Source organism: Kocuria sp. ICS0012, assembly GCF_001665945.1.
In the GTDB taxonomy this organism is placed as follows: Bacteria; Actinomycetota; Actinomycetes; order Actinomycetales; family Micrococcaceae; genus Kocuria; species Kocuria marina.
Map to the genome: position 1 here is coordinate 26,657 of NZ_LZMM01000046.1, position 21,376 is coordinate 48,032.

General features: G+C 68.3%; 17 protein-coding genes and 2 pseudogenes. 8 read left to right on the plus strand and 11 right to left on the minus strand.

Translation table 11 applies throughout. The features are described from left to right. Positions 1-108: 108 nt before the first annotated feature. From A5728_RS07345 to A5728_RS07365, 5 genes and pseudogenes are all read right to left on the minus strand, one after another. Entirely contained in the window at positions 109-2,556 is a 2,448-nt protein-coding gene (locus A5728_RS07345; protein ID WP_064846428.1) for a cation-translocating P-type ATPase, read from the minus strand. Continuing rightward, complete coding sequence (locus A5728_RS07350; protein ID WP_035960929.1) at positions 2,543-2,752, minus strand: heavy-metal-associated domain-containing protein; 210 nt, start codon at positions 2,750-2,752, stop codon at positions 2,543-2,545. The genes A5728_RS07345 and A5728_RS07350 overlap by 14 nt, the downstream gene beginning before the upstream one ends. Before the next feature lie 86 nt (positions 2,753-2,838). Continuing rightward, entirely contained in the window at positions 2,839-3,156 is a 318-nt protein-coding gene (locus A5728_RS07355) for a metal-sensitive transcriptional regulator (RefSeq protein ID WP_064846429.1), read from the minus strand. Between the two features lie 542 nt (positions 3,157-3,698). Then, positions 3,699-4,007 (minus strand): annotated as a pseudogene (locus A5728_RS07360) (integrase core domain-containing protein); the annotation flags it as partial. Positions 4,008-4,041: 34 nt separating this feature from the next. Next, positions 4,042-5,289, minus strand: a complete 1,248-nt coding sequence (locus A5728_RS07365) for an IS256 family transposase (RefSeq protein ID WP_064846431.1) — start codon at positions 5,287-5,289, stop codon at positions 4,042-4,044. A 115-nt stretch (positions 5,290-5,404) separates the two neighbouring features. Between A5728_RS07365 and A5728_RS07370 the strand changes: the two are divergent. Beyond that, a pseudogene (locus tag A5728_RS07370) lies at positions 5,405-5,755 on the plus strand (recombinase family protein); the annotation flags it as partial. 72 nt (positions 5,756-5,827) lie between these two features. Here the strand turns inward: A5728_RS07370 and A5728_RS07375 are convergent. Next, the gene (locus A5728_RS07375; RefSeq protein WP_156523409.1) at positions 5,828-6,415 is read right to left on the minus strand and encodes a CueP family metal-binding protein; all 588 of its coding nucleotides are present in this window, start codon (positions 6,413-6,415) and stop codon (positions 5,828-5,830) included. Between the two features lie 134 nt (positions 6,416-6,549). Here A5728_RS07375 and A5728_RS07380 point away from each other — a divergent pair, with 134 nt between their 5' ends. From A5728_RS07380 to A5728_RS14975, 3 genes are all read left to right on the plus strand, one after another. Beyond that, positions 6,550-7,251 (plus strand): response regulator transcription factor, encoded by a 702-nt coding sequence (locus A5728_RS07380; RefSeq protein WP_064846433.1) that lies wholly within the window; start codon positions 6,550-6,552, stop codon positions 7,249-7,251. Next, positions 7,248-8,387, plus strand: coding sequence for a cell wall metabolism sensor histidine kinase WalK (locus A5728_RS07385; protein ID WP_064846434.1), 1,140 nt, complete (start codon positions 7,248-7,250; stop codon positions 8,385-8,387). Before A5728_RS07380 ends, A5728_RS07385 begins: the two co-directional genes overlap by 4 nt. Before the next feature lie 95 nt (positions 8,388-8,482). After that, a complete protein-coding gene (locus tag A5728_RS14975) occupies positions 8,483-8,815 on the plus strand; it encodes a heavy-metal-associated domain-containing protein (protein WP_197493132.1) in 333 nt (110 codons plus the stop codon). A gap of 21 nt (positions 8,816-8,836) precedes the next feature. Here A5728_RS14975 and A5728_RS14480 read toward each other — a convergent pair whose 3' ends face one another. Next, positions 8,837-9,067 carry a hypothetical protein gene (locus A5728_RS14480; protein WP_197493121.1) on the minus strand — a complete coding sequence of 77 codons (231 nt, stop codon included), beginning with the start codon at positions 9,065-9,067 and terminating at the stop codon, positions 8,837-8,839. Between the two features lie 9 nt (positions 9,068-9,076). On the opposite strand from A5728_RS14480, the gene A5728_RS07395 reads away from it, so the two are divergent. After that, on the plus strand, positions 9,077-11,110 hold the full coding sequence (locus A5728_RS07395; protein WP_197493122.1) for a copper-translocating P-type ATPase: 2,034 nt from the start codon (positions 9,077-9,079) through the stop codon (positions 11,108-11,110). Between the two features lie 34 nt (positions 11,111-11,144). Then, complete coding sequence (locus A5728_RS07400) at positions 11,145-11,768, plus strand: YdhK family protein (RefSeq protein ID WP_064846436.1); 624 nt, start codon at positions 11,145-11,147, stop codon at positions 11,766-11,768. 198 nt (positions 11,769-11,966) lie between these two features. Here the strand turns inward: A5728_RS07400 and A5728_RS07405 are convergent, their stop codons facing one another. The 4 genes from A5728_RS07405 to A5728_RS07420 all read right to left on the minus strand — a co-directional run bounded on the left by A5728_RS07405 (position 11,967) and on the right by A5728_RS07420 (position 15,368). Beyond that, positions 11,967-12,377 (minus strand): four-helix bundle copper-binding protein, encoded by a 411-nt coding sequence (locus A5728_RS07405; RefSeq protein ID WP_064846437.1) that lies wholly within the window; start codon positions 12,375-12,377, stop codon positions 11,967-11,969. A 263-nt stretch (positions 12,378-12,640) separates the two neighbouring features. Then, entirely contained in the window at positions 12,641-14,050 is a 1,410-nt protein-coding gene (locus A5728_RS07410) for an IS1380 family transposase (protein WP_064846438.1), read from the minus strand. A 407-nt stretch (positions 14,051-14,457) separates the two neighbouring features. Beyond that, positions 14,458-14,829 (minus strand): hypothetical protein, encoded by a 372-nt coding sequence (locus A5728_RS07415; protein ID WP_064846439.1) that lies wholly within the window; start codon positions 14,827-14,829, stop codon positions 14,458-14,460. Then, entirely contained in the window at positions 14,826-15,368 is a 543-nt protein-coding gene (locus A5728_RS07420; RefSeq protein ID WP_082943315.1) for a DUF805 domain-containing protein, read from the minus strand. Before A5728_RS07420 ends, A5728_RS07415 begins: the two co-directional genes overlap by 4 nt. A gap of 172 nt (positions 15,369-15,540) precedes the next feature. Here A5728_RS07420 and A5728_RS07425 point away from each other — a divergent pair, with 172 nt between their 5' ends. Further along, positions 15,541-17,631, plus strand: a complete 2,091-nt coding sequence (locus tag A5728_RS07425) for a glycoside hydrolase family 15 protein (RefSeq protein ID WP_064846440.1) — start codon at positions 15,541-15,543, stop codon at positions 17,629-17,631. Positions 17,632-17,765: 134 nt separating this feature from the next. Continuing rightward, entirely contained in the window at positions 17,766-21,374 is a 3,609-nt protein-coding gene (locus A5728_RS07430) for a bifunctional proline dehydrogenase/L-glutamate gamma-semialdehyde dehydrogenase (protein WP_064846441.1), read from the plus strand. Positions 21,375-21,376 lie beyond the last annotated feature (2 nt).

Consider the following 21,376-nt stretch of genomic DNA (forward strand, 5'->3'; position numbering starts at 1 on the left):
AGAACCACTGGTTCCCCGGGGCCTCGCTCTCTCATGTCGTGGCACCCCTGCCGTGCGGCTCTGGTCGCATGACCCGTGCCGTGCGGCCGTTCGGCACGTCGAGCGCACTCAGCGCGCGAACCGCTTCAGTCGCAATGAGTTCAGCACCACGAACACCGAGCTGAACGCCATGGCGGCGCCGGCGATCATGGGGTTCAACAACCCCAGGGCCGCCACCGGAATGGCCACGGTGTTGTAGGCGAAGGCCCAGAACAGGTTGGACTTGATGATGTGCAGCGTCTGCCGGGAGAGCTTGATCGCCAGCGGGATGGCCGTGAGGTCACTGCGCACCACGGTGATGTCCGCGGCCTGCATGGCGGCATCCGTGCCGGAACCCATGGCGATGCCCAGGTCCGCGCGGGTCAGGGCGGGGGCGTCGTTGACGCCGTCACCCACCATGGCCACCACGCGGCCCTGCGACTGCAGCTCTTCCACGGCCTGGACCTTGCCGTCCGGGGTGACGTCCGCGATCACGTCTTCCGGGGCGATCCCCACGTGGGCGGCCACGGAACGGGCCACGGCGGCATTGTCCCCCGTGAGCAGCACCGGGCGCAGCCCGAGCCGCTGGAGTTCCGCGATCGCGGCCGGGGCCTCGTCCTTCACGGTGTCCTGCAGGTCGATGAACCCGGCCACGCGCCCGTCCACGGCCACGAGGATGGTGGTGAAACCGTCCTCGCGGGCGCGGCGCAGGGCCTCGGACTCGTCCGCGGTCAGCCGGATCCCGTTCTGGGTGAGCCAGGATTCCCGGCCCACCACGACGGCGCGCGCGTTCATGCCGTCCGGGACGTACCCCTTGACGCCGCCGCCCGGGGCGGACTCGAAGCGGGAGACCTCGTAGCGGTGGGGCGTGGCTGCGGTGATCGCCTGGGCGATCGGGTGCTCGGAGTAGCTCTCCACGGCCGCGGCCAGATCCAGCACCTGATCCCGCGACCACGAGTTCACCGGCGTCACGGTGGTCACCGCCATGTCCCCGTGGGTCACGGTCCCGGTCTTGTCCAGTACCACGGTGTCCACCGAGCGGGTGTCCTCCAGTACCTCCGCGGAGGTGATCAGGATGCCCAGCTGAGCGCCGCGCCCGGTCCCGGTCAGCATGGCCGTGGGGGTGGCCAGACCCAGGGCGCACGGGCACGCGATCACCAGGACGGAGACCGCCGCGACGAACGCCTGGTTCAGTTCCCCGGACACGAGCCACCAGATCGCGAAGGTCAGCACCGCGATACCCATGACCACGGGCACGAACACGGCAGAGATCCGGTCCGCGAGACGCGCCACGGGGGCCTTGGTGGCCTGCGCGCGCGCCACGGTTCGGCTCATGGAGGCGAGCACGGTGTCCGCACCCACGTGGGTCGCCCGCGCCAGCAGACGACCCGTGGTGTTCACGGTGGCACCCGTGAGTTCATCCCCCGGGCCCACCTCCACGGGAACGGATTCCCCGGTGAGCATGGAGGCGTCCACGGCGGACTCGCCCTCCACGACCAGGGCGTCCGTGGCGATCTTCTCGCCCGGGCGCACCGTGAAGGTGTCCCCCACGCGCAGCTCGGACACGGGCACCGTGCGTTCGGTGCCGTCCTCATCCACCACGGTGGCTTGCTGCGCGCCGAGATCCAGCAACGCCTTGAGTGCCTCACCCGAACGGGATTTGGCGCGCGCTTCGAGCCAGCGGCCCAGCAACAAGAACGTGGTGATGATGGCCGCGGACTCGAAGTACAACTGGTGGCTGGACATGTCCATGGCCATGTCTGGATGGGCATGGGCGGTCATGTCCGGCTCCACGAGCAGGTGGCCCAGCGAGAACAGGTAGGCCGCGGTCACGCCCAGGGACACCAGGGTGTCCATGGTCGTGGAAAGGTGGCGCGCGTTCACGGCGGTGGCCTTGTGGAAAGGCCAGGCCGCCCACGTGACCACGGGCAGTGTCAGCAGCGCGGCCACCCAGCCCCAGTGGGGGAACTGCGCGCCGGGGACCATGGAGATCACGAAGACCGGCACGGAGAAGACCGCGGCCACGATGAACCGCTTCTTGAGGTCGCTCATCCGCCGTTGCGCGGGGGTGGTCTCGAGCGCGGGATCCCGGTGCTCGTTCTCGGCCCGCAGGGTCTCCTCGGCGGTTCGCTCGGGGGTTGTCTCCGAGGACGCATGCCCGCGGGGGTATGCGTCGGTCGTCCCGAGTGCCGATGACGCCCCGCCCCGCGTACCCGCGTGAGCGGCGTCGTCGGCTTGTCTGGGCGTTTCGGCAGGAGCGGAGGCCCGCTGCACGCGGTCCCCACCCGTGATCTCGGCGCCGTAACCGGCGTTGCGGATGGTGTCCAGGATCTGCTCGTCGGAGACGTCCCCGGGGACCTTGACGGACGCGGACTCCAGGGCCAGGTTGACCGCGGGATCCACGCCGTCGATCTTGCGCAGCTTCCGCTCGATCCGTCCCACGCAGGACGCACACGTCATGCCCGTGATCTGCAGGTCCAGATCACGCAGCGGCCCGTGCACCTGCGGTTCGGCCGTAGCTGGTTCAGACGACGGCATACCCGGCCTCTTCCACGGCCGCGGAGATCTCGTCCGAGGTCAGTTCGCGCGAGCTCTCGATGGTCACGGGGGAGACGCCGCCGGCGTTGAGGTCCACGGCCACGGAGGTGACGCCGGGAACCTCGGCCAGTTCCTCCTTCACGGAGGCGACGCAGTGTCCGCAGGTCATGCCGGAAACGTTGACGGTGGTGTTCATGGGATTCTCCTCAATGCTCGTGATTCTCCTGCCGGGCCGTACGGCCCGAAGTCCTGGTGGCCGCGGCGTGGGCCGACGGCGCCCGCTCAGCTCTTGACGAGCCGGGCGATCGCGGCGTTGGCCTCCGCGAGTTTGGCGTCCATGTCCGAGGGGTCCCCGGAGTCGTGGGCGGCCTCCACGGCGTGCTTGACGCAGTGACCCAGGTGCTCTTCCATGAGCCCCAGGCTCACGGATTTCAGGGCGGACTGGATGGCGGAGATCTGGGTGAGGACATCGATGCAGTAGGTGTCCTCATCGATCATCCGCTGTACACCGCGCACCTGACCTTCGATGCGCTTGAGGCGCCGGGCGTAGGCCGCCTTGTCCTGGGTGTACCCGCGGGTAGGGGTCTCGGGGCTGCTCATGGGTCCAAATTATACCCTGTGGGGGTATGGGTCAAGAGGGCCGCCGGGAGCTTCCGGCCGAGGCCCAGGCCTCACGAATCCTTGATTCGGATGGCTACTCGGGGGGTCGAGTGCCTGCCGACTCGGCAACCCTGCGGTTGTGCAGCACCCTGCGCACGGGGGAGTCATCAGCACAAAGGTGGGCACAGGATCCCGGTACCAGGCGGACGGTGACGGCCGCTTACGCCGGGCGATCCACCTGTACTCAGACCGCGATGCACGACCGGAGAACGTGGTCCCCTTGCGAGGAAGTTTCCGATGGTGCGCCACGACCCCCCCGGCTCACCGGAGGACTGTGTCGAGCGGGGAGTTTTGGGGGCGAGGACGTCATTGGGGCCTTTTTCGCGTGTGAGGACTCGAGTGGATTCGATTGCTTTTACGAATTCCGCAGATGATGCTGATCGCCCACAGGATCACAATGGGCAGGGGCGCGAGAGTCATCCAAGAGGGGTTATCGATGACCGTCATGCCATCGCCGACGTTGTCCCACGTGCAGGTATGTCCTAGGTGTACTGACCGGGGACGTTGATCAATCGTGAGAAGGGCGCCTGGTTGCTGGAGGCGGTGTGGGGCCGATGCTGGTTGTAGTGGTGGAGCCAGTCGGCGAGGGCGTCTCGTCGTTCTTGCTCGCTGCTGTAGCAGCGGGCGTAGGCCCACCCGTCAGCCATGGTGCGGTGGAGCCGCTCGATCTTCCCGTTGGTCTGCGGCCGATACGGCCGAGTGCGCTTGTGCGTGATTCCCAAGTCGGTGCAGGTGTCGCGCCACAGGTGTGAGCGGTAAGCGCCGCCATTGTCGGAGAGGACCCGGTCAAGCCCCGAGAAGTGGTGTAGCGATCTTTCGTAGGGGTCAGGCAGTGAGGGCGGTCAGGGGGTCGGGGATCACCTCGCTTCCGGTGCGGGCCACGGGGGTGAGCCGGCAACGGGTGAGGACCTCGAGTCCGAGGTAGCGGCGGCCCTCGGCCCACTCATCGGTCTGCTCGGCCAGCACCGCGCCCACGAGGCGAACGATGGCGGCTCGGTTGGGGAAGATCCCGACCGCGTCGGTGCGCCGGCGGATCTCCTTGTTCAGCCTCTCGGCGGGGTTGTTGGACCAGATCTGCATCCACACGTCTTTCGGGAAGCCGGTGAAGGCCAGCAGGTCCTCCCGGGCGTCGGCCAGGTGCTCAGCCACCTCGGGCAGCTTCTCGGCGACGTAGTCGATCAGCCGGTCGAACTGGGCGTTCACCGCGGCGGCATCGGGCTGGTCATAGACCGAGTGCAGCATCGCCTTCACGGCCGGCCACATGCTCTTCGGGCAGATCGACATGAGATTGGCCGCGTAGTGGGTGCGGCACCGCTGCCAGGACGCCCCGGGCAGGTGCGCGGCGATCGCGTCCTTGAGACCGGCGTGGGCGTCACTGGTGACCAGGCGGACTCCGCCCAGGCCCCGGGCCACCAGGTCGGCGAAGAACTCGTTCCACGCCGCCCCGGTCTCGGCCGTGGCCACCCGCATCCCGAGGACCTCCCGGTGGCCGTCGCCGTTGACCCCGGTGGCCAGCAGCACGACCGCGTTGACCACCCGCCCGCCCTCTCGGACCTTCATGGTCAGCGCGTCGGCGGCGACGAACGTAAAAGGGCCGGCCTCGTCCAGTGGCCGGTGGCGGAAGGACTCCACGTGCTCGTCGAGGTCACCGGCCATGCGCGAGACCTGGGACTTCGACAGGGAGTTGATGCCCAGGGTCTTCACCAGCTTGTCCATCCGACGGGTCGAGACCCCGGCGAGGTAACAGTCGGCGACCACGGTGATCAGCGCGGACTCAGCCCGTTTGCGCCGCTCCAGCAACCACTCGGGGAAGTAGGTGCCGGTGCGCAGTTTCGGCACGGCGACGTCGATCGTGCCGATGCGGGTGTCGAGCTCACGGTGCCGGTAGCCGTTGCGCTGCGCAGACCGGGTCGGGGTGGGCTTGCCCCATTCGGCGCCGACCACCGCCTCGGCATCAGCAGACAAGAGAGCGTTGATCACCGTCTGCAACAAGCTGCGCATCAGATCCGGGGACGCGTCGGACAGGGCTTCGCCGAGCAGGCCGGCAGGGTCGACAATGTGAGGAGCGGTCATCGTGATGATGTCCTTTCGAGGGTGCTGTGAGAGGTGAACTCGAAAGATCTCACGGTGGCCGCGCTCTCGTCGGCAACGACGAGCAAGACCACCGCGCTACACCACTATCGGGGGCTCAACTAAGGTGCTCACCGGCCAGGGGGCGGCGATCGACACCACCACTGCCTCGGGCAAGCTGGTGTTCGGGATCTTCGCGGCCTTGGCCGAGTTCGAGCGCGAGCTGATCTCCGAACGCACCAAGGCCGGCCTGGCCTCGGCCCGGGCTCGGGGCCGCAGGGGCGGGCGTCCCTACAAGATGACCCCGGCCAAGATCCGTCTGGCGATGGCCTCGATGGGGAAGAAAGACACGAACGTCAGCGCGCTGTGCAAGGAACTGGGCATCACCCGCCAGACGCTCTACCGCCACGTCTCACCTACCGGTGAGCTGCGCGAGGCCGGATGCAAGGTGCTGGCCCAGCGGCGATGAACATCTGCGTGGCTGCGTGGCTGACTTGTGTCTAGGTCGTGGAGTGGCCCGGTGTTGGCGGTTCTCTCAGACTCAGGTGAGTTGAAGGGTGGTGAGGCAGGTGGCGGCTTCGTCGCTGGCAGAGAAGGTGCTCTGGCCGGTGTACCCGTCGTAGGTGACTTCGATGGTGCCGGTGATCCCTCGGGGCAGCCAGAAACCAGCGAAGCCGTTGTTGAAGGTGGTGACCTGTTCCTCGATGAGGGTCTGGCCGGTCGCGTCGTCGGTGATGCGGACGGTGATCTGTTCGTTGGCCAGTTCGCCGCGACAGGTGGTCAGGGAGTGATAGTGGCACTCGTGGGTCTGATCGAGGTAGGGGGCCAGGGACAGGTAGAACCGGTCCTCCGGCAGCGGGAGGTTCAGTTCCTGTTCCGTGTCGGAGAGCAGGAGGTGATCGGCTCGGACCGAGGCCATTAGCTCGGTCGGGCGCTCAGCGACGGGGACCTGGTCGAGGTGGTCGATGATCTGCACGGCGTCTAGTCCGGCCAGATCATGATCGGCGAGGAATCCGGACTCACTGGTGGTCGCCGTGGTGCTTGTTGCTACCGGCTGGGCCTGTGGCGCGGCGGTGCAGCCCGCGAGGGCCAGCAGCAGTGCCCCGGCCACGATCAGTTCTCGTTTCACGCAGTCCATTTTACGGCTGGCTCGCCGTTGATTTCGGGCGCCGCGGGGCGGAGTGTATGAAGATCCGTTGAAGATTTCCGCGTTAAGGGACCTGGCTGAACCCCTCCGACGGGGGCGGGCGCGACACTGGTGGAATGGACATTCATCCGGGGCCACGGGCTCACCGTGTGCTGGTGGTCGATGACGAGAAGCCGTTGGCGAAGATGGTCGCCACGTACCTGGAGCGCGCGGGTTATCAGGTCACCACCGCGCACACCGGCCTGGAGGCTTTGCAAGCGGCACATGCCCTGGGTCCGGACGTGATCGTACTCGATCTGGGGCTTCCCGGGATGGACGGTCTGGAGGTATGCCGGCAGCTGCGGACCTACTCGGAGTGCTATGTGGTGATACTGACCGCGCGCGGTCAGGAGGAGGACAAGCTGGCCGGGCTGGCCGCCGGGGCCGATGACTACCTGACCAAGCCGTTCAGCGTGCGGGAGCTGGTGGCCCGGGTGCAGGCGGTGCTGCGTCGGCCGCGCACTACCGTGGACGGCACTGAACCGGCACAGGTGTTTGAGGACCTGGTGGTGGATCTGGTCGCTCATGAAGTTCGGGCACAGGATGCGGCGGTGGCGCTGACCCGCACCGAGTTCGACCTGTTGGCGGCACTGACGGCCCGCCCGCGCCAGGCCTTGTCCCGGCGACAATTGATCAACGTAGTCTGGGATCCGGCCTGGGTCGGGGATGAGCGGATCGTGGACGTGCACATCGGAAACATGCGCCGCAAACTCAACGAGGATCCGAACCGCTATATCGAGACGGTGCGGGGCGTGGGCTACCGGATGGCACACCGATGACCGGTCCTTACCGTCCCCGAGGAATGGCCTCTCGGTTCTTCCTGGCCCAATTGCTGGTGGTGGTCGCCAGCATCCTGGCGGCGGTGGTCATCGCCTCCCTGATCGGCCCCCCACTCTTCCATGAGCACCTGCTGCGGGCCGACGTGGCGCCGGAGGCCAGTCAGGTGCTGCACGTGGAGCGAGCCTACCGAGACGCCAACCTGTGGACCCTGGGGGTGGCCCTGGCCACGGCGCTGGTCCTGGCCACCGCGGTAGCCTGGTTCTTTGCCCGCCGTATCCACGCGTCCCTGCACGCGCTCACCGGCGCGGCGGCCTCGATGGCCAGCGGCCACTATGGCACCCGGGTTCCCGCCACAGGAGCCGGGATCGAGGTCGATGCCGTGGCGGAGGCGTTCAACACCATGGCCGAGCGACTGGACGGCACTGAACAGACCCGCCGGCGGTTACTGGCGGACCTGGCCCACGAGATGCGCACCCCGGTCTCGGTGCTCACTATCTACCTGGACGCCTTACACGACGGGGTCACTGCCTGGGATCAGGCCACCGCAGCGGTGATGACCGATCAGCTAGCGCGGCTGACCCGGCTGGTCGAGGACATGCACGATGTCTCCCGCGCCGAAGAGGGCCGACTCGACCTGGACTGCACCGACGAAACCCTCGACCAGCTGCTCCAAGCCACCACGGAGACCCACCACGAGGCCTTCGCCGCCCAGGGCGTCCAGCTGATCCTCCAGGTCCGTCAGGACAGCACGGTGCGCGTGGACCGGCAGCGAATCGGCCAGATTCTGGACAACCTGTTGACCAACGCGCTGCGCCACACCCCGACCGGCGGGACCGTCACCCTCAGCGCCGACCGGGCCCCCACCGGCCAGGCCCGGGTCACTGTCACCGACACCGGAGAGGGCATCACCGCCGAGCAGCTGGGCCAGGTCTTTGAGCGGTTCTACCGCGGGGATTCAGCCCGCGACCGTGACCACGGCGGCTCCGGGGTGGGTCTGGCCATTGCCCGCTCCCTGACCGAGGCCCACGGTGGAACCCTAACCGCCGCCTCTATCGGAGGCGGCCACGGGGCCACCTTCACCTTGTGTCTGCCCGCGAACCACCTCGAGCCGCCACCTGCGGTAAACGGCGCCTAACACTCCTTATAAAATACCCCTTGGGGGTATACTCTAAAAGAAAAGTCTTCGTTCTGAAAGGAACACTCATGACCCCGACCCACCCTTTATTGCCGATGGCCTCCGCCGGCTGTGCCTGCTGTGCCTCCACCCAAGATGGCTCAGGCCAGGACATCCCGGCCGCCGTCCCGACCACCCCTGAAACAGACGAGCCTGGAGCACCGGCCCCGGCTCCGGCAACCACATATCGAGTGGAGGGTATGACCTGTGGGCACTGCGCCAGGGCCGTGACTGCGGCCCTGGAAGCGGTGGACGGCGTTCGCGCCGCGAGCATCGAGCTGGTGCCCGGCAGCGTCTGCGCGGTGACCGTCACCAGTGACCGACCTGTGCCCTTCGACACCGTCCGGGCGGCCGTCGAAGACGCCGGCTATAGCCTCGCCCCGTCCTAACGGTTCAGCACGCCCGCACCATCAACCACCCACTCCAGCGGGAAGGACACCATGAGCAACCCGCATCATGACCACCCCCACGGCCGCCAGGGCGCCGCCCCGGGCCCACACGCCGGCCACCGAGACCACCACCAAGGCCATGGTGGCCACGCCAATGCGGCCACCCACGGCCAGGCAATGCCGGGTGGGCACGTGAACTCGGCGGTGGACGAAGAACACCACGTCCACTCCCATGGCGAGCACGCCGGGCACAGCACGGCGATGTTCAAGAACCGGTTCTGGTGGTCGTTGATTCTGAGCGTCCCGGTGGTGATCTTCAGCCCCATGGTCGCCCACCTGCTGGGCTATCACGTCCCCGAGTTTCCCGGTTCGAACTGGATCGCCCCGGTGCTGGGCACGATCATCTTCGTCTATGGCGGTACCCCGTTCCTCAAAGGCGGGCTCCAGGAGATCCGGTCCCGTCAGCCGGGGATGATGCTGTTGATCGCGATGGCCATCACCGTGGCCTTCCTCGCCTCCTGGGTCACCACCTTGGGTGTCGGTGGGTTAGACCTGGACTTCTGGTGGGAGCTGGCCCTGCTGGTGACCATCATGTTGCTGGGGCACTGGATGGAGATGCGCGCCCTCGGGGCGGCGTCCTCCGCGCTGGACGCCCTGGCCGAGCTGCTGCCCGATACGGCCGAGAAGATCCCCGACCACGGCGGGGCCCCCGTCGCGGTGCCCATCGCCGAGCTGACGGTTGGTGACACCGTGCTGGTGCGCTCCGGGGCCCGGGTCCCGGCCGACGGGCAAATCGTGGACGGCGCGGCCGAGTTCGACGAGTCGATGATCACCGGCGAGTCCCAGCCCGTGGACCGCGGTCCCGGGGACACCGTGGTCGCCGGGACCGTGGCCACCGACAACACCGTCCGGGTCCGAATCGAGGCCACCGGTGAGGACACCACCCTGGCCGGGATCCAGCGGATGGTCGCCGACGCGCAAGACTCCTCCTCCCGCGCCCAGGCCCTGGCCGACCGGGCCGCGGCCCTGTTGTTCTGGTTCGCCCTGGCTGCCGGGATCATCACCGCGATCGTCTGGACGCTTATCGGCAGCCCGGATGACGCGGTGACCCGGACCGTCACCGTGCTGGTCATCGCCTGCCCGCATGCCCTGGGCCTGGCCATCCCGCTGGTCATCGCGATCTCCACCGAACGGGCCGCGAAGGCCGGGGTGCTGATCAAGGACCGGTTGGCGCTGGAAAAGATGCGCAGCATCGATGTGGTCCTGTTCGACAAGACCGGCACCCTGACTGAGGGCGCCCACGCCGTCACCGGCACCGCCCCGGTACCGGGCGTGACCGAGGGTCGGCTGCTGGCGGTGGCCGCCGCCGCCGAGGCCGACAGTGAACACTCGGTGGCCCGGGCCATCGTCACCGCCGCCACCGAGCACCCCGAGGCCTCGGCCCAGCCCCTGCGTGGCACAGGCTTCAGAGCAGCCTCCGGTCGTGGCGTGCAAGCCACCGTGGACGGGACCGAGGTGCTGGTGGGTGGGCCGAACATGCTGCGCGAGTTCGACTTGGCCACCCCGACGGAGATCACCGAGACCACCGAGGCCTGGGCCGACCGCGGCGCCGGCGTGCTACACGTGGTCCAAGACGGGCAGATCATCGGCGCGGTGGCCGTAGAGGACCGGGTCCGCCCGGAATCCCGGGCCGTCGTACGCGCCCTGCAGCACCACGGGGTCAAGGTCGCCATGATCACCGGCGACGCCCGCCAGGTCGCCCAGGCCGTAGGCGTGGACCTGGGTATCAACGAGGTCTTCGCCGAGGTGCTGCCCCAGGACAAGGACGCCAAGGTCACCGAGCTCCAACAGCGCGGGCTGAGCGTGGCCATGGTCGGCGACGGCGTCAACGACGCCCCCGCCCTGGCCCGGGCCGAGGTCGGCATTGCCATCGGCGCCGGCACCGACGTGGCCATGGAATCGGCCGGCGTCGTGCTGGCCGGCAACGACCCCCGCGCGGTGCTGTCGATGATCGAGCTGTCCCACGCCAGCTACCGCAAGATGATCCAGAACTTGGTCTGGGCCGCCGGGTACAACATCGCAGCCGTCCCGCTGGCCGCTGGCGTGCTCGCCCCGATCGGGTTCGTGCTCTCCCCGGCCGTCGGCGCAATCTTGATGTCACTGTCCACGATCATCGTGGCACTGAACGCCCAGCTGCTGCGCCGCACCGACCTGGACCCGGCCCACCTGGCCACCACCACCGCCGAAGACCGGAACGCGGCAGCACGGTGGGCCGCCCCGGCAGCCACCCACTGACTCTGACCCCGATACGAGAAGGAGAACCACTCCCATGAAACGCACCACCACACTGGCCAGCCTGGCCCTGGCCTCCACCCTGGCATTGACCGCCTGCGGCGGCACAGACGCGGATAACACCTCCACACCTCCCGCCACCGCCTCGACACCGACCACCGCGACTTCAGATGCCTCGCCCACCGACACCACCACCAGCCACTCCGAGGGCATGGGCGGCATGGGGCACCAGCACGATCCCCACGGCGGCCCGGCGCCGGGGGGGATCGAGCCTGCCACCGACCCCACCTATCCGGTCGGCACCACGGTGACCCTGACCGCAGACCATATGCCCGGGATGCAGGGGGCCGAAGCGACGATCACCGGTGCCTTCGACACCACGACCTACTCGGTGACCTACACCCCGACCACCGGTGGTGAGCCCGTCACCGACCATAGGTGGGTCGTGCACGAAGAACTTCAGGACCCCGGTCAGCCGCCCCTGCAGGAAGGAACCCAGGTCGTCCTGGAAGCCGATCACATGGCCGGGATGCAGGGGGCCGAGGCGACGATCGAGGACTCGACCGATGAGACCGTCTACATGGTCGATATCGTGATCGACGGCATGGAGATGACCAACCACAAGTGGGTCGTCGAGAGCGAGATCCAGCCCGCCCAGTGATGCTACCCGGCTGGCCCTGCCCGGATAGTGCTGATGCTGCCCGGTCTCGGACCAGCGGACCCACCGGACTGGGCCGGGACACAGCACACGGGGCCTGCCCGGCCTTCCTCACGAAGGTCGGGCAGGCCCCCGTGCCGGAGACAACCGCTCAGGCTTTCCTGCAGCGAGCCCGCCTCGTCAGAACAGGCCGGCCAACACTCAGCCCAGGGAGGCCAGCAGGTCGGCGCAGGCCTGCTCGCACCGCCGGCACGCCTGCGAGCACACCTTGCAGTGCTCATGCATCTCCGCATGGGAAGCGCACTCATCGCCGCATGCCTTGCAGGCCACCCGGCAGGCCTCCAGCAAGGCCCGGGTGGTCTCCACGTTGGTACCGGTCTGCCGGGACAGCACCGCCCCGGTGGTCACGCAGACGTCTGCGCAATCCACGTTCAGGCCGATGCACTGCCGCAGCTCGGCCACCATGTCCTCGGCCAGGCAGGCATCCGCGCAGGCCGTACACGTCTGGGCGCACTCGAAACAAGCTTCAATGCACTCGACCAGCTTCTGCCGGTCGATGTTCCCCAGCTCCTTCGGGTAGGTCTCCAGCATCGAGCTCACATGATGGGTCATGGCTTCCTCCGTCGGCGATCTAATCGAGAAGACGAACTAGCCGGAGCCAGCCCGCCCTGTCCTCGACCGTAGGCCTCCCTCAGCGGCCGACTCAAGAGTCTCACTCTTAACCTCGATCCACCGACTCAGGTTAGGGCCGGCGGCCGATATCCCGGATCGGCACTGAGCCGTTTTTTGGCGTGACGTGGTGGCCGGCCTCGCTACCGGTGGTGTTCCACTGATGTTCTTTCGGTTGTGCCGATGCCCGGCGGGTGGTCGGTTGGTTATGCCGATTGCGGTGGCGGGTGGACGGCGGTGAAGAGCCGCTCGAATCCCTGTTGCCAGGGCCATGCCTGGGGCAGGCGGATGCGGATCCTGCGGGCGCTGGAGGCGATCCGGGCTGGCAGATTCACGAGCCTGGCCCGGATGGTCCCGGTCCGGGCCCGGGCGAACGGTCCGGCAGCGAGGATCCCGGCGGTGCGGGTGAGGTTGTAGGCCATCACCGCGCAGACCAACCAGCCGCCGTTGGCCCCGAAACGGCCGGAGGGCAGGTGGGCCAGGGCGCTGTCCTTCAAATCGGCGTTGACCTGCTCGATGACCGCGTGGCCCCGGTGGGTCTGGTCCGCGGTCACCGTGTCCAGCACCTCCGGGTCGGTGGTGGTGAAGAAGGCGTGGAACCGGTGGGTGTCGAACAGTGTCGGCTGGTCCGTGTCCTGGGGGTTCAGCTCGGGGATTCGGCGCACCACCAGTCGACCGGGGACCCGTTCGGTTTTCTTCCTTGAGGTGAACGCGGTGAAGGGGACCTCGGCCACCTCCGCCTTGGAGATCCACGTGCCGGTGTCCTCGTCGAAGATCGCCTGCGGGTACCTGATGCCGGTCCACGCTTTCTCGTCGATGCCGGCGATGGCGGCCTTGACGGCCTTGTCCATCTTCACGGTCACCGACACCTCCGCCCCGGCGGTGAGCGCGGCGGCCACGGTGGCATGCCCATAGAAAGCGGAGTCGGCCCGGACCAGCACCCGGGCGCCGGCCGCCGGCACCAATCGCTTGAGGATGGCCAGCGAATCCCCGACCAGCCTCGAGGCCCCGCGCGGGGAGCCGACCGAACCGCGGCGCAGCCGCTGACCCAGGATCACCGGGGCCGCGGTCTCGGTGCTGGCGGTGGCCAACAGGGCGTTGAGCCCACGGACCCCGGAGTACCCGTACCCGGAACCCTGCTTCTGGTAGCCGTGGACCTCGATGATCGTGTCGTCCACATCAACATAAACGAACCCCGGATCCGCACCGGCAGCGCCGGTGCGTCCCAGCATCGGGGCCCGGCCGGCCAGGTTCACCAGGAACCGGGAGGCGACCGCGTCGAGTTGGCGCACGTGCCCGCAGGTGAACTCACGCAGGAACGAGCCCAGGGTCGAGGGCGCATAGCAGCCGCCGAACACCCGTTTCATCGCCCCGTGGCGCAGTACGGCCATGTCATCGATCGAGTCCGCCCCCGTGCACATGCCGGCCACCAGGGCCGCGACCTTCGCCCCGGCGTTGGCGCCCTTGTCGGTCGGCACGCTCAACCGACCTCCGGCCAGCTGGTGCAGGCCGGCCTCGGCGGCCAGTTCCATCACCGGCACCAGCCCGGCGGACCCGATGAGGTTCGGCTCGTCGAAGGAAACTGACACGGCAGCAGGCGTGTGGGAAACTTGCATCTGCGAGATGCCCTCTCATCGCGGTGGAACGGAACCCTGAACAAGTCCCATTCTTCCCGGTCAGACGGGCATCCCGTCTTTAATTGCGGCCCAAGCCCAACTCCATCCCGGCCGCCCGTAAATCGAATCTGCCCTTAGCAGCTTGCATGAAACGGCGTCGTTGTAAATGAGACGCTCTGCTGTGAGCGCTGCGGCCCAGGCGGCCACAGAAGCGCCCCACAGCAGAAGGCTCAGCAAGACGGGGTTTGTGCGGCGACGAACGTTCAAAATATGCCTTCCTGGGGTCACGCTGACAGGCGATGTGTACAAGCCGTGCCTGGCTTGACCTCGTGCGTTCCGGGATCTGTGTTGCATCACCCCGCCCAATGCAGCGAACCAGGTACCTATAGATGGGCCATGAAAGAGGGCTAACGGAAGTGTCCCGATTCGGACTGACTGGTATTGCTCAGCGCGTCGTCTTGCTCAGATGAGGAATTCGCGGGGTCAGAGGGTTCCGGCCGGGTGGCCCTGCGGTTGTGCAGGGCCATGTATACGACAGAGGGGGCCATCAGGATCAGGACGAATATCGCGATCCAGTACCAGGCCAGGCCGTCGGAGAACACGGCCCCGGAAATCAGTAACAGTATCCCCGCCATGCGGAACGCAAACGCGCGGCCCGGGTTGTTGGGTGGGAGGCCTATCCAGGTCGGGATTTTTGCGTGCGGGTTGGCGTTGACGATCATGTGGGTCGCGTAGAAGAACGACGCGCACCCGAGGATCATGAGAAGAACGGCAATCACTGGTTGTCCTCCTTGTCAGGGCGAAGTTCACGTGCGATGGGCCGCTCATACGTGACGTTGCCCCGGTCGTGGGCCGCTGCGGGTGTCCCGTTGGGAATCGTCTGGTTGTCGAAGCGGACTCCTCGCGGGTTGGGTGGTAGGGCGGCCAGGATGAGCAGCGCGAGCGTGCCCAGCCCCGGGATGAGGAAGAGCATGAACCACAGTCCGGAGGCGTTGATGTCATGCAGTCGTCGGACGGACAGTGCGATGGCGAAGATGAACAGGAGGACGGAGACGAGCAGCGTGACCAGGGCGAGTAGCATCAGCGCGACGCTGGCTCCACCGTCCACGTCCGGCCAGTCCAGATACCCCCGGTCCTGCGCGAAGTTGTAGGCCACCGAGAAGAGGAACGAATACAAGGCGATCCACCAGTATTCGGATCGCGACGCACGCCCGGAGAACGTGGTCCCCTTGCGCAGGAAGTTACCAATGGCGCGCAGGGGGCCGACGGACTCACCGGGCTGCGTTGAGCGGGGGAGCGGCTGGGCCGGGCACGTCATGGGGTTCTTCCTGTCGGGAACGCGGACAACGAACAAACCACGTTAGTGGCGGAACGTCACCGAACCCAGTGGCCATCCGGCCAGACTTCCCCTGAGGGCAGGGGCCCGTTCCTCGACACGGGCGCCCATGCTCCGGCGTGAGCCGCCAGGGCGTTTGTGGGATTCTGGGCCCATGGCTTCCAAGATCGAGGACTACGCCCTGCTCTCCAACATGCGCAGTGGGCCGTTGGTCTCCCGTCATGGCTCGGTGGACTGGTGGTGCGTCCCGAGCTTCGATTCGCCCGCGCTGTTCGCGGCGCTGCTGGGCACCCCAGACCACGGCCGCTGGTTGCTGGCGCCGTACTGCGCCGTGGACGACGACGCCGCGGTGGACCTCTCCCTGCCCGGCGTCACCGCGGTGGAGCGGTTCTACGCGGAGAACACGTTCGTGCTGCACACCGTGTGGACCACGGACACCGGCGTGGTGCGGGTCACCGATTTCATGCCCCTGAACTCCCGCACGGAACTGATCCGCCGGGTGGAGGGCCTCACGGGCGAGGTCGAGATGTTCCAGGACCTGCGGCTGCGCTTCAACTACGGCTCGTCGGTCCCGTGGCTGAGCCGCTTCGACGTGCTCGAGGAGGAATCGGAGGAGGGCGCGGTCGCGGAGTCCGTGCTCGTGGGCATGGCCGGCCCCGATTCCGTGGTGTTCCACGGTGACCCGCTGCCGGAGGCGGACCCGGACCGCCGCAAGCGGCGCCATGCGGGCTCCTTCACGGTGGCCGCGGGCCAGACCAGGGACTTCACGCTCACGTGGTTCCCGTCCCACGGCGTCCCGCCGGAAGCGGTGGACGTCAACGAGACCCTCACGGCCACGCTGAACCTGTGGCAGGAGTGGACGGATCTGTACGAACCGTACGATCCGCTCACGGACCCCACAGCGGACCCGGAGCTCCCGGAGGACGGGGACGACGGCGCGTGGGCGGCGTCGTCGGCGGAAAGAAGAGACGCGGGCGAGCCCGCGTCCGGCCGGGACGTGGGGCGTCACGGGGACCGCCCGGCGGACGCCGACGCCCAGGAGACGGTGCACTTCACGAGCACCCAGGACGCCCCCGAGGACATCATCCGCCGCAGCCTGCTCGTGGTGCGCGGGCTCATGCACCAGGCCACGGGCGGACTGATCGCCGCGGACACCACGTCCGTGCCGGAGGTGCTGGGCGGGGAACGCAACTGGGACCACCGCCACGCGTGGCCCCGGGACGCGGCCTCCGCGCTGGAGATCATGCTGGACCACGGCCACGACCGGGAGGCCGCGCAACTGCGCAACTGGCTGCTGCGCGCCGTGGCCGGGGACGTGGACAACCCCTCCAACATCTACACGCTGGACGGCTCCGGGCAGATCCGCGAACGCCTCGTGGACCTGCCGGGTTACGAGCGATCGCGCCCGGTGCGCGAGGGCAACGCATCCGGCAACCACTACCAGGCGGACGTGGCCGGTCACGTGCTGCGGGTGTTCGAGATGCTGCGTCGGCGCGGCGTGCAGGAGGACCACCTGTCCTGGCCGTTGCAGCAGGCGTTGCTGCGCGCCGTCGTGGCCAACTACGAGGAGAAGGACCAGGGCGTCTGGGAGATGCGCGGCGAACCCCAGTACTATACGCACTCGCGCGTGATGATGTGGGCCGCGCTGCAGGCCGGCGTGGACGCCGTGCGGATCCACGGGCTGCCCGGGGACGTGGAGACGTGGGAGGAACACCGGGACCAGCTCGCGCACGAGATCTGGACCAACGGTTACGACCCCCAGGTGGGTTCGTTCGTGCAGTACTACGGCTCCACGGACGTGGACGCCTCCCTGTTGCAGCTGCCCACGGTGGGTTTCGTGGCCTACGACGACGAACGCATGCTCGGCACCGTGGCGCGCATCCGCAAGGAGCTCACGGACCGATCGGGGCTGCTGCACCGCTACCGCAACCTCCCGCAGCTCACCGACCTGGACGACGCCGAGGCGTTCGCGTCCTCGATCGGTCAGGACGGTTTCGCGGGGCAGTCGGTGCCGTCCGTGTCCGCGACCCTGCAACTGGCCGAACAGTTGGCGTTGTGCGGACACACGGGGGACGCCACGCGGCTCACGGACCTCGTGCTCGGCACGGCCAACGAGTTGGGTCTGCTGCCGTCCACGTATTCGCCGTCCCAGCGCCGGGCCACCGGCAACTTCCCGCAGGTGGAGGCCCACCTGAACCTCATCCGGGTGCTGGACATCCTGCAGACGGAGCTCGATCGGTCGTAGGCCGGCGATTCTTCGCCGTGGCGGGGATCACGATAGCGTGTGAGAACCAGCCACGCCGGGCCCGGTGAGACTCGGCTGGTGGCCGAGGGAGTGCCTCGGCATCCTTCCCGGGCCGAGACTTTGGAGGCGCTGCAATGGCACGCACCGTCAATACCGGAACCGATCCTCATGCCCTCGCCGATCCCGCCGTGGACCTCGTGCGCACGTGGCTGTTCAGGGCTCAGGAGAACCAGCGCAAGAACACCCAGAAGAACCCCGCGGAGGACCGTCTGGCCGCCGTGCTCCAGGACCCCAACGGACTGGAGTTCACGGTGGGCTTCGTGGACCGCGTGATCCGCACGGAGGACACGAAGGCCGCGGCCAAGGCCCTGCAGGACATCGCGAAATTGACCCCGCAGTCCATGCCGGCCGCGGACCGCGCACAGATCCAGGCGGGGACAGTGCTGTCCGGGGTGCTGCCCTCCGTGGTGGTCCCCGCGGCGCGCACCCGTCTGCGCCAGATGGTCGGCCACATGGTCGTGGACGCCCGCCCCGGCCCGTTCGGGAAGTCCGTCAAGGCCTTGCGCTTGCACGGGCACCGGCTGAACATCAACCTCCTGGGCGAGGAGGTGCTCGGCGAGGACGAGGCCAAGAAGCACCTCGCGGACGCCGAGGGCCTGCTGCGCCGCGAGGACGTGGACTACGTCTCCCTCAAGGTCTCCTCCGTGGTGCCGCAGCTGTCCCACTGGGGCTTCGAGCGCACCGCGGAGCGCGTCGTCGAGCGCCTGCTGCCGCTGTATGAAACGGCCGCCACCAAGGGCACCGGCAAGATGTTCATCAACCTGGACATGGAGGTCTACTCGGACCTCGAACTGACCATCGAGGTGTTCCAGCGGCTGCTGAACAAGCCCCAGCTGGAGAACCTCGAGGCCGGCATCGTCATCCAGGCCTATCTCCCGGACGCCCTCGGCGCCGTGGAGCGGCTCTCCGAGTGGTCCGGACAGCGCGTCGCGGACGGCGGCGCACAGATCAAGGTGCGCCTGGTCAAGGGCGCGAACCTCGCCATGGAGAACGTGGACGCCGAGATGCACGGCTGGCCCCTGGCCACGCTGGAGTCCAAACAGGCCACGGACACCAACTACAAGCGGGTGCTGTCCTGGCTGTTCCACCCCGAGCGCATGAAGGGCATGCGCCTGGGCGTGGCCGGGCACAACCTGTTCGACATCGCCTTCGCGCACCTGCTCGCGGCGGAGCGCGGTGTCACCGGCCGCATCGAGTTCGAGATGCTCCAGGGCATGGCCACCAACCAGAGCGACGCCGTCTCCGAGGACGTGGGCCAGTTGCTGCTCTACGTCCCGGCGGTCAAGCCCGCGGAGTTCGACGTCGCCGTGTCCTACCTGGTGCGCCGGCTCGAGGAGAACTCCGCGAACGAGAACTTCATGTCCGGGATCTTCGACCTGGGTCCGGACAACTGGGTCTTCCAGCGCGAGGAAGCCCGGTTCCGGGCGGCGCTCGCCGAGCTGGAGAGCGATCCCCAGGCGCTCGATCCGCGGCGCGTGCAGGACCGCCGCGCGGAAACCGCGGGGGAGACCCCCACGATCCCCCTGGACGAGCCGTTCCGCAACGAACCGGACACGGACGTCTCCGTCCCCGCCAACCAGAAGTGGGCGGAGGAGATCGCCGAACGCATCGGGGACCCGCAGTGGTACGAATCGCTGGCGGTCCCCGAGCTGCTGCGGGACGTCGAGGAGAACTCGGGGGATGCGGTCGAGGCCGTGAACGACGTCGTCGCCACCGCCAAGGCCGCGGGGCAGCGGTGGGCCGCCACGCCCGCTCGCGAGCGCGCCGAGATCCTCAACCGCGCCGGGGACATCCTGGCAGCGCGCCGCGGTCACCTCATGGCCGTGGCCGGCGCGGAGACGGGCAAGGTGTTGGGGCAGAGCGATCCGGAGGTCTCCGAGGCGGTGGACTTCTGCCGCTACTACGCCCGCCGCGCGCTCGAGCTGGAGTTCGTGGACGGTGGCGACTTCGTGCCGCACGCCGTGACCGTGGTGACCCCGCCGTGGAACTTCCCGCTGGCCATCCCCACGGGCACCACGGTGGCACCCCTGGCCACGGGCTCGGCTGTGATCCACAAGCCCTCGCCCGAATCGCGGCGCTGCTCCACCGCCATGTGTGAAGCACTGTGGGAGGCCGGTGTGCCCCGGGACGTGCTGCAGCTCGTGGCCCCCGTGGAGGGGGAGGCCGGTCAGCAGCTGATCTCCCACCCGGACGTGGAGCGCGTGGTGCTCACGGGCGCGTACGAGACGGCGCAGTTGTTCGCGTCGTGGGATCCCGAGCGGCCCCTCACGGCTGAGACCTCCGGGAAGAACGCGCTCGTGATCACGCCCAGCGCGGACCGTGACCAGGCGGTGTGGGACCTGGTGTCCAGCGCGTTCGGTCACGCGGGGCAGAAGTGCTCCGCGGCATCGCTCGGGATCCTCGTGGGGTCCGTGGCCACGTCCGAGCGGTTCCGCCGTCAGCTCGTGGACGCGGCGTCCTCCATGGTCGTGGACTGGCCCGTGAACCTTCAGGCGAGCGTGGGCCCCACCGTGGAACAGCCCGGCGACAAGCTACTGCGGGCGCTGACCCAGCTGGAACCCGGCGAGGAATGGCTGATCGAGCCCAAGCAGTTGGACGACACCGGGCGGTTGTGGCGTCCCGGGATCCGCACCGGTGTGAAGCCGGGGTCCTTCTTCCACCTCACCGAGTGCTTCGGCCCCGTCCTGGGGCTCATGGCCGCGGAGGACCTGGACCACGCCGTGGAGCTGCAGAACGCCACGGACTACGGGCTCACCGCGGGCATCCACTCGCTGGACGCGGACGAGATCCTGCGCTGGGTGGACACCGTCCAGGCGGGCAACCTCTACGTCAATCGCGGGATCACGGGTGCGATCGTGCAGCGCCAGCCGTTCGGCGGCTGGAAGCGCTCCTCCGTGGGTCTCGGCGCGAAGGCCGGTGGCCCCAACTACCTGGCGTCGCTGGGCCGCTGGAAGCGCGCCGGGTTCTCGTCCTCCAGCACGGACCGCGGTGCGGCCGGTGCGTGGGTTCTGGACCCGCGTGTGCACCGCGCACTGGACGCCGTGACCCCGCTGATCTCGGACGAGGACCTCGTGTGGTTGCGCCGCGCCGCGCAGTCCGACCAGTCCGAGTGGCAGCGCGAGTTCGGCCAGGTCAAGGACCCCACGGCCCTGCTCAGCGAGGCCAACCTGTTCCGCTACCGCCCCCGCACCGTGGTGGTGCGCGCCCAGGAAGGGGCGTCCCTCACGGACGTCCTGCGCGTGGGCCTCGCGGCCGTGCGCTCGGGTTCGCAGGTGGTCCTCAGCGCCGCGGACTCGCTGCCCGCAGCCGTGAACGGGCTGTTCGCCACGGTGCTCAACCCCGCGTCCGACGCCGAGTTCGCGCACGCCCTGGGCACCGGTTCCCTGGGCCCGCTGGGTCAGCTCTCGGACCTGCGCGCCCTGGACGACGACGCCCTCGACGTCCGCCACGGCGCCCGCGTCCGCGTGATCTCCCCGTGGGACGGCTCCGAGGAGGACCTCAAGGACCTCTACGCGGTGCGCGCCGAGCACCCGGACATCGCCCTGATCACCGAGGACGTGGTGGGCGCCGGGCGCGTGGAGATGATGTACATGCTGGCCGAGCAGGCCGTGTCCATCACCATGCACCGCTTCGGCAACCACAGCCAGTCCATGCAGCGGGTGGTGGACGAGCTGGTGCGGTGACC

Excerpts from the sequence above, each read along its gene's own strand:
- A5728_RS07400 (WP_064846436.1), top strand. The coding sequence starts at position 11,145 with ATGAAACGCACCACCACACTGGCCAGCCTGGCCCTGGCCTCCACCCTG.
- A5728_RS14975 (WP_197493132.1), top strand. The coding sequence starts at position 8,483 with ATGGCCTCCGCCGGCTGTGCCTGCTGTGCCTCCACCCAAGATGGCTCA.
- A5728_RS07355 (WP_064846429.1), bottom strand. The coding sequence starts at position 3,156 with ATGAGCAGCCCCGAGACCCCTACCCGCGGGTACACCCAGGACAAGGCG.
- A5728_RS07350 (WP_035960929.1), bottom strand. The coding sequence starts at position 2,752 with ATGAACACCACCGTCAACGTTTCCGGCATGACCTGCGGACACTGCGTC.
- A5728_RS07420 (WP_082943315.1), bottom strand. The coding sequence starts at position 15,368 with ATGACGTGCCCGGCCCAGCCGCTCCCCCGCTCAACGCAGCCCGGTGAG.
- A5728_RS07365 (WP_064846431.1), bottom strand. The coding sequence starts at position 5,289 with ATGACCGCTCCTCACATTGTCGACCCTGCCGGCCTGCTCGGCGAAGCC.
- A5728_RS07405 (WP_064846437.1), bottom strand. The coding sequence starts at position 12,377 with ATGACCCATCATGTGAGCTCGATGCTGGAGACCTACCCGAAGGAGCTG.
- A5728_RS07385 (WP_064846434.1), top strand. The coding sequence starts at position 7,248 with ATGACCGGTCCTTACCGTCCCCGAGGAATGGCCTCTCGGTTCTTCCTG.
- A5728_RS07380 (WP_064846433.1), top strand. The coding sequence starts at position 6,550 with ATGGACATTCATCCGGGGCCACGGGCTCACCGTGTGCTGGTGGTCGAT.
- A5728_RS07430 (WP_064846441.1), top strand. The coding sequence starts at position 17,766 with ATGGCACGCACCGTCAATACCGGAACCGATCCTCATGCCCTCGCCGAT.
- A5728_RS07425 (WP_064846440.1), top strand. The coding sequence starts at position 15,541 with ATGGCTTCCAAGATCGAGGACTACGCCCTGCTCTCCAACATGCGCAGT.
- A5728_RS07395 (WP_197493122.1), top strand. The coding sequence starts at position 9,077 with ATGTTCAAGAACCGGTTCTGGTGGTCGTTGATTCTGAGCGTCCCGGTG.
- A5728_RS07345 (WP_064846428.1), bottom strand. The coding sequence starts at position 2,556 with ATGCCGTCGTCTGAACCAGCTACGGCCGAACCGCAGGTGCACGGGCCG.
- A5728_RS07410 (WP_064846438.1), bottom strand. The coding sequence starts at position 14,050 with ATGCAAGTTTCCCACACGCCTGCTGCCGTGTCAGTTTCCTTCGACGAG.